The 7,427-nt window shown below is 45.8% G+C and carries 8 protein-coding genes; all 8 read left to right on the forward strand.

All coding sequences use genetic code 11. The features are described 5' to 3' along the window. Positions 1-296 precede the first annotated feature (296 nt). The 8 genes from JGK07_RS32575 to petJ all read left to right on the forward strand — a co-directional run bounded on the left by JGK07_RS32575 (position 297) and on the right by petJ (position 7,019). Complete coding sequence (locus tag JGK07_RS32575) at positions 297-1,118, forward strand: A24 family peptidase (protein WP_293186217.1); 822 nt, start codon at positions 297-299, stop codon at positions 1,116-1,118. Positions 1,119-1,373: 255 nt separating this feature from the next. Continuing rightward, positions 1,374-2,699, forward strand: coding sequence for a transposase (locus tag JGK07_RS32580; protein ID WP_293198909.1), 1,326 nt, complete (start codon positions 1,374-1,376; stop codon positions 2,697-2,699). Between the two features lie 24 nt (positions 2,700-2,723). Next, positions 2,724-2,936: a hypothetical protein gene (locus JGK07_RS32585; protein WP_293186213.1), complete on the forward strand. Its 213-nt coding sequence runs from the start codon at positions 2,724-2,726 to the stop codon at positions 2,934-2,936. Positions 2,937-3,233: 297 nt separating this feature from the next. After that, positions 3,234-4,187: an acetyl-CoA carboxylase, carboxyltransferase subunit beta gene (gene accD / locus JGK07_RS32590; RefSeq protein WP_293186211.1), complete on the forward strand. Its 954-nt coding sequence runs from the start codon at positions 3,234-3,236 to the stop codon at positions 4,185-4,187. 784 nt (positions 4,188-4,971) lie between these two features. Further along, positions 4,972-5,163, forward strand: coding sequence for a translation initiation factor IF-2 (locus JGK07_RS32595; protein WP_293156461.1), 192 nt, complete (start codon positions 4,972-4,974; stop codon positions 5,161-5,163). Between the two features lie 149 nt (positions 5,164-5,312). Beyond that, positions 5,313-5,801 carry a photosystem II cytochrome c-550 gene (gene psbV / locus JGK07_RS32600; protein ID WP_293186209.1) on the forward strand — a complete coding sequence of 163 codons (489 nt, stop codon included), beginning with the start codon at positions 5,313-5,315 and terminating at the stop codon, positions 5,799-5,801. Between the two features lie 248 nt (positions 5,802-6,049). Next, on the forward strand, positions 6,050-6,550 hold the full coding sequence (psbV2, locus tag JGK07_RS32605; protein ID WP_293186207.1) for a photosystem II cytochrome PsbV2: 501 nt from the start codon (positions 6,050-6,052) through the stop codon (positions 6,548-6,550). A 130-nt stretch (positions 6,551-6,680) separates the two neighbouring features. Then, the gene (gene petJ / locus JGK07_RS32610) at positions 6,681-7,019 is read left to right on the forward strand and encodes a cytochrome c6 PetJ (protein WP_293186205.1); all 339 of its coding nucleotides are present in this window, start codon (positions 6,681-6,683) and stop codon (positions 7,017-7,019) included. The last annotated feature ends 408 nt before the right edge of the window (positions 7,020-7,427 follow it).

Consider the following 7,427-nt stretch of genomic DNA (forward strand, 5'->3'; position numbering starts at 1 on the left):
TAATTGGTAATTGGTAATTGGTAATTGGTAATTGGTAATTGGTAATTGGTAATTGGTAATTGGTAATTGGTAATTGGTAATTGGTAATTGGTAATTGGTGATTAGTGATTGGTAACAGCTTAAAATAATAACACATCGCACAATTGGAAAAATCAGGTTCGTAGTGAGGACTTTAGTCCGCATCAAAATCAGAGAATTTGGATTAGTTACTACAAAGATGATTAGTAATTTACAAGACACAATCTAACAAATAACAACTAATAAATCCCGACATTCAACAGTCAACAGACAACTTAATGGAAATAATCTTTAATACCCTTGTCACCGCGATCGTCTTTGTCATCGGCTCAGCGATCGGCAGCTTTCTCAATGTGGTAATCTATCGGTTGCCTGCGGGTTTGTCGGTGATACATCCTCCTTCTCGCTGTCCCAAATGTTTAAATCAACTCAGAACTTACGAAAATATACCCGTGTTCGGTTGGCTGTGGCTGCGGGGACGCTGCAATCACTGCCGCAGTCGGATTTCTGCCCGCTATCCCCTGGTGGAAGCAGCTATGGGTTTGCTGTTTTTGCTGATCTATTGGCGGTTTGGGGTAAGCGTCCAAACGCTGGGGTTTTGGACTTTGTTTAGCTGGCTGTTGGCTTTGTCTTTGATAGACTGCGATACAATGACTTTGCCTAATTCTTTGACTCGATCGGGTTTGATACTCGGATTGGTTTTCCAAATCGCCAAGGGTTGGTGGCCGACATTTAGCCCGATCGACTCCGTGCACTATCTGGTACTAGACGGAATTTTGGGAGCAGTTGTCGGATTGTGGCTGTTTGACGCGATCGGACTTGCAGGATCGATCGGCTTCGGGCAGACTGCTATGGGTGGCGGCGATACCAAATTAGCAGCCTTGATGGGAGCTTGGCTGGGCTGGAAACTCTTGCTGCTAGCGACATTTATCGCTTGTTTAGCCGGGGCTTTGGTTGGTGGTGGGGCGATCGCGATCGGATTGCTCGATCGTCGTCAACCCATGCCCTTCGGCCCGTTTCTGGCTCTCGGTGCAGCCATTACAGCTCTCTGGGGCGAACCGATCTTATCTATTTACTTGCAGTTCTTTTTCCCGAATTAGGGTTTGCGATCTACGGTTAGGGAGCGCGATCGAACATAATATCAGTTCAACTAAATCAGCAGGAGTCCCGCGCTCTACTTCCAGGTGAGCGTCGGGAGGAATGCGCGTGAGTGAAGAGATCCGCCCCAAACCAAATCGGTAGCTTTAGAAATCGGAGGGTTCGGGGCGGTCGACTCGCTGTACAAATTATTTCTGCCACACCACTTGCTTTTGCCGTATTCACGAGATACAATATTTTCAGAGTTAGTGAAAGTAATGCCTCAAATAATCACCGCCAAGTTAAAACTCAACCTGAATGCCGAGCAAAAAGCTTTGGTGTCTCAGATTGCTTTAGCCTACCGAGATGCTTTGAACTATACTTCACAAGTCGCTTTTGATACGGGTAAAACCAGTAACGGTCTGAAGTTGCAAAAAGCCGTCTACAACGAGTTGCGAGTTCGTTTTGGACTCGGTGCTCAGATGGCTTGCAACGTACCCAGACAAGTGTCTGGAACCTACAAAACTCTTTGGACTAAGGTAAAACAATCTAACGATGCTATTGCCAAAGGTTATACCAAGAGACGGTACAAAGGGTTGGACAAACCCCCTAAATACATTTCTCGAACCTGTACCTTAAATTATCAGCGGGACTACTCTTTTAAAGCCGAACAGCAAGTGAGTATTATCACGCTGCAAGGTAGAATAGTAGTCCCGTATGATGGCTACAACAAGCATCTAGATTTGATTGCCAATGGTGCCAAGATTGGGGCAGCCAAAATCGTCTATCAGCGTTCTTCTAAGACTTACTACTTAATGGTAAGTATTGAAGTAGAAGTACCTGAAATTAACCCACTAAAAATAACCAGAGTTTCTGGTGTTGATGTGGGTATGCGCTACTTAGCAGTAGAAACAGACTTACAAAACAAGTCGAAATTCTACTCAGGAAAAGACCCGAGACACAAAGCCAACCGTTATCACAAAGCCAGACCAACTCTTCAGCGTAAAGGCACTCGTTCGGCCAAGCGCAGACTAATCGCTTTGTCAGGAAGAGAAAGACGGTTTATCGCTGACGTGAACCACCAAATTAGCAAGGAAATTGCCAAGCCTAACAGCCTGATTGGACTAGAAAACTTGACCGGAATTAGGGATAGAACTAAGTCTAAATCCGGGAAAAAGACTAGCAAGAAGCAGCGTAGATCTAATAGAAATAAGGCGAAATGGTCCTTTGCCGAATTGCACGGCTATATTGACTACAAAGCCCATCTAAATGGTTCGTTAGCAACTAAAGTTCCGGCAAATTATACATCGAAGAGTTGTCCTAAATGTGGACATACTTCGGATGCTAATAGACCTAACAAAGGGCTATTGTTTCGCTGTGAATGCTGTGGTCACGAGTTACACGCTGATTTGGTTGGTGCACGAAACATTGCAATGAGAGCGTTGCTTGTCCGGCAAGACTGGATGAGTACGGGGAGCTTGTCAGCATCCCCTAATGTATCGGGCAGTGAAACTAAAGCTGAGATTCTATCTAGGTTTTCGGAATTGCGGTGGAGTTCAGATACAAGCCCACATCATAGCGGTACCCCGCTTGATGATGGGTAGTTGACAAATTGGTAAAATTATCCCGTGTCTTGGATTACACTCAAAACCACTAGCTTTCGTTGGGAAGCCGAATTAATGCAGCAGCTCCTGGCGGCTCATCAAATCCCGGCTCGAATTGTAGACTTGGGTATAGCATCTTATTTTGGGGCTGGAAGTGCTACAGCTTTGCAAGTTCTTCCCCAACACCAGCGCACTGCGTCGCTGCTCATCAGTCCTGTTGAAGATGAGCCAGAATAAGAGTGATTAGTTATTAGTCATTAGTCATTAGTCATTAGTCAATAGTCAATAGTAGATAATTGATATCTTTGAGACGAGCATCGGAATAATAACCTTCAGAGTACAGCGCGAGCGTCCAGCAGGGGGAACGCGAGACATTCGTAGTTCAGCGCGATCGGGCAGTCTATAGTATAATTCCTCTGTAGTGCGGACTTGATATTATGACAAATGGCAATTCCCAATTACCAATTACCAATTCCCAATTCCCAATTACCAATTCCCAATTACCAACTACCAATTACCAATTCCTAAGTTTTAATGTCTCTATTTGATTGGTTTGCAAATCGACGAAAATCAGTACCGAATTCCCAAGAACGGCCGGAACGAGAAATTGCGGACGGACTTTGGAATAAATGCACAGCTTGCGATGCCCTTAGCTATACCAAAGACCTGCGAGCAAATCAAATGGTTTGCTTGGAATGCGGGCATCATATCAGAGTTTACAGTGACGATCGCATCGAGCAGTTGATCGACCCCAATACCTGGGTGCCCCTTAACGGAGGTCTGCACGCCACCGATCCGCTGAAATTTCGCGATCGCAAAAAGTATAGCGATCGACTGCGAGAATTTCAAGAAAAAACAGGCCACCTAGACGCAGTAGAAACAGGCATCGGCAAAATCGAAAATTTGCCCGTTGCCCTCGGAGTCATGGAATTTCAGTTCATCGGCGGCAGCATGGGCTCAGTTGTCGGAGAAAAACTGACTCGCCTCATCGAACACGCCACGCGGGAACGCTTACCCGTACTCATTGTCTGCGCTTCCGGCGGTGCGAGAATGCAGGAAGGAATGCTCAGCCTGATGCAAATGGCTAAAATTTCCGGGGCTCTAGAGCGTCACCGGGAAGCGAGACTGCTTTACATCCCAATTTTGACCCACCCGACCACCGGGGGCGTCACCGCCAGTTTTGCCATGTTAGGAGACATTATAATTGCAGAGCCAAAAGCTACTGTAGCCTTTACGGGCGGCCGGGTAATCGAGCAAACTCTGCGCGAAAAGCTGCCGGAAAATTATCAAACTTCCGAATACTCTTTCGCCCACGGTTTTGTAGACTTGATCGTACCCCGAACTCAATTAAAGAAAACTCTGGCTGGACTCATCAGCCTCCACCAGCCCCAGCCTTTCTTGGCAGACTCGGAATTCCCCGCCCACGATGCTACCGAAAGCCACCACGCTGTGGCGACACCGACTCACGCTTTCAAGCTTTCTCCCTAAGCTGCTGCGCCGGATGACTCCTGTGGCGAACCGATCAAAATTTTCGACCAAAGTTCAAGCCCCATAAGACACCTGTGGAGTAAATCTCAAATCGAAAAATGGAAAATCGCCCCGTCTGTTGGTGAGTCCGCCAAAGACGAAAATGTCAGAGGAATTCCCCAAAAACCGTGGTTTCTACGAAAAACATGAAGTTTGGTAGCGAGAAATGCACGCAGATACGGGGTTTTTAGTCCTGCGCGCCCAAGTCCTATTGATAATAAAGACGCGGCAATGGGATGATATTGGTTGGAAGTTGATGGAGTGGGAAGCTTGGCTGAGCAAAAATGCTTAGTGTTAATTAGTGATTAGTTAGCTGGCGATCGCACAAAATCTCAGAACAAACTATCAGGTCAGGAACTCAGGGAATCAACGCCACTGAGCTTGTAAGAAATTACAAGCTGTTCTGACCAGACCCCTCGATCGCGAGGAGACGTTATTCAGGTCACGACACCGGAGAATGCGACGCCAGTTTTCCGCTCTGTCATCTGCAATTAAACAGTTTTAAAGTCACTGAAACAGTGTTGCAGGTCTAACAAGCCACAGAGGGGCAACCATACCCCTCTAACCCCGAAAGGGGATTCAAGGCGGTTGAAACCGCGCCCGTCGTTTTCCTCTCAGGTCTAAAGACTCTGAGTTTCCCACTTACCGAATATTTTTTATGACAGCTAACAGCGCTTTGTTAAATTGTCCAGCTTTCATTCAACAGCAGTCAACTCAATTCTGATCCGTCAGCGACCTGAAAATTATGGGTTTTGCAGACCTGTCCATCGCAGAAATAGCAGAAGACTTCAACGTCCCTGTTGAAGACGTGCTCCGCTTGTGTGATGAGCTGGAAATTGCCTACAAACACCCTCAAACCCGTTTGGCTTTGGAAGATGTTAAGGCAATTATGTCCGCTCTCGAAAAAAGGCGCGACTCAAAACGAATTGCAGATTAGATCGATCGCAAAATTCCTCTACCTTTAAAGGTATGGCTGCACAAACTTTCGCCAGTTGTCACCAAAGAAAGGAATTTTGAACAGAAATCTGTTTGCCAGCTATACTCTCTTAGCGTTCAATAATTTGCCGGATTTTTTTAAGGAGAACCATGCTTAAAAGATATTTCATTGCTCTGACCGCTGTATTCTTGACATTTCAGTTATTTGTCAGCAGCGCGATGGCTGTCGAACTGAGTGCTGAGCTTCGCACTGTAACTTTAAATGACAAGGGCACTCCAGTAGTGCTGAGCCTCAAACAAGTCCAGCAAGGCAAACGCCAGTTCCAAAATACTTGCGCTCAATGTCACGCTTCCGGCATGACAAAAACTGACCCCAACCTCAATTTGAGTCCCGAAACTCTAGCTTTGGCCAACCCACCCCGCAATAATATTGAGTCGCTGGTGGACTATATGAAAAATCCCACGACTTATGACGGGTTTCAAGAAATTTCGGAACTGCATCCGAGCATGAAGAGTGCCGATATTTTCGCTGAGATGAGAAATCTCTCCGATGAAGATTTGTACGCGATTGCCGGTCACATTCTGTTGCAGCCGAAAATTATCTCCCGCCAGTGGGCTGGTGGCAAAGGCGCTCGTTAATTAGTTTGAAATTTGAGATTTTGGATTTTGGATTGAGAGGGGCTGGGATTTGGCAAGGATTGCTGGCTCGCCGTTTTTCTATCGAAAATCTGAAATCTCAAATTTACTTCTAGTTGATTGATTCTCCCCAGTCGAACTCGCTGACTTGAGCTAGCGGACTGGTTGATACTGACGAAAGTCAGAGCGCAACAAAAAAAATTCGATTGTACGAGCAAATGTTAGTGGATTATTGACTTTTCTACGCCTTTATGATGCATCGTGGTGTTTTTCTCTGCTTTCTGTTGGGGATGTTAATTATTTTGCCGCTCCTGCTGCTGGCTCCTCAACCTGTTTTGGCTGCTGGCGATTCTTATGTAACTCGCTATTTGAAAGTTAGCGAACCTGTACCACTGGAATTGGACACGGAGGGACACACTCGGTTGTTTTCAGCTCAGGATTTGTCTGTCGGCAAGGTTTTGTTCGAGCAAAATTGCATGAATTGCCACGTCGGAGGAGCAACTTTGCCCGATCCGATGATCTCTCTGTCTTTGGCAGATCTCCAGGGGGCAACGCCTCCTCGCAGCAACATCAATGGTTTGGTGTCATATCTGAGAGAGCCGATGACTTATGACGGCAGTGAGGAAACTTTTTGGTGCCGCCAAGTACCCGAAAGCTGGATGCCACAGACTGAGGTTGAAAATTTGGCTGCTTTTGTGATCCGGGCGGCTCAGAAAGCTCCAGGCTGGGGCGTGGATAATTTTGAGAGTTGAACTGCCACTGCCAAAAAGTGGTAAATTACTCGGGAGAAAGCAATCGTGCGTGTAGTCGCGATCGCGCCTGTTAAAACAGGTAAAATAACTAAAGAATCACCCTTTGTCTGTCCATTAGAGGAGAACTGCGTTGAAAAGACTCTTATCGATCGCCTTGTTAGCGTTCACAATTTTCACTTTCGGCTTCGGCAGCCCTGCTCTGGCTGGAGATGCTGTTAAAGGATCTAAAATCTTCAGCAACAACTGTTCTGCTTGTCACATCGGTGGCGGGAACGTCGTTATGGCAATGAAAACCTTGAAAAAAGGCGCTCTTGAGAAGTATGGCATGAATTCTATCGAAGCTATTACGACTCAGGTAACTAAGGGCAAAAATGCTATGCCTGCTTTTGGTGGCCGCTTGAAGCCAGACCAAATCGAGGATGTAGCAACCTACGTGCTCGAACAATCTGAGAAAGACTGGAAAGGCTAAACTGCCTCTTTGAAGTCGGACAACCTGGGCGGACTTGATTTAATTTAAAACTTGTCTTCCCGATCGCACCCTCTCTCTCCCTTTGGTAAATAAATCTCGGTTTGCAGCGATCTTAACCTATTTGGGAAAGCCCGCCACAAATCAGATTTTTATTAGCCCAAGGGCGGGGGAGGGAATTTTATTTTAGATTTTAAATTTTAGATTTTAGATTGAAGATTTTTTAGATTTTAGATTGAAGATTTTATATAGCTGATTTTGTATAAATTGTCAAGCACATGACATTAATATTTCTTACGAATGGGGACAAGAAACCGCTCGTAAAAACCTGGACAAAGCTACCCAAAAGTAGTCAATGTTAGACATCTACGTTAGTAATTTTAGTCCACAGTCCTAAAACTACAGGAATAA

The organism is Microcoleus sp. PH2017_24_DOB_U_A (assembly GCF_020738205.1).
Lineage (GTDB): Bacteria > Cyanobacteriota > Cyanobacteriia > Cyanobacteriales > Microcoleaceae > Microcoleus.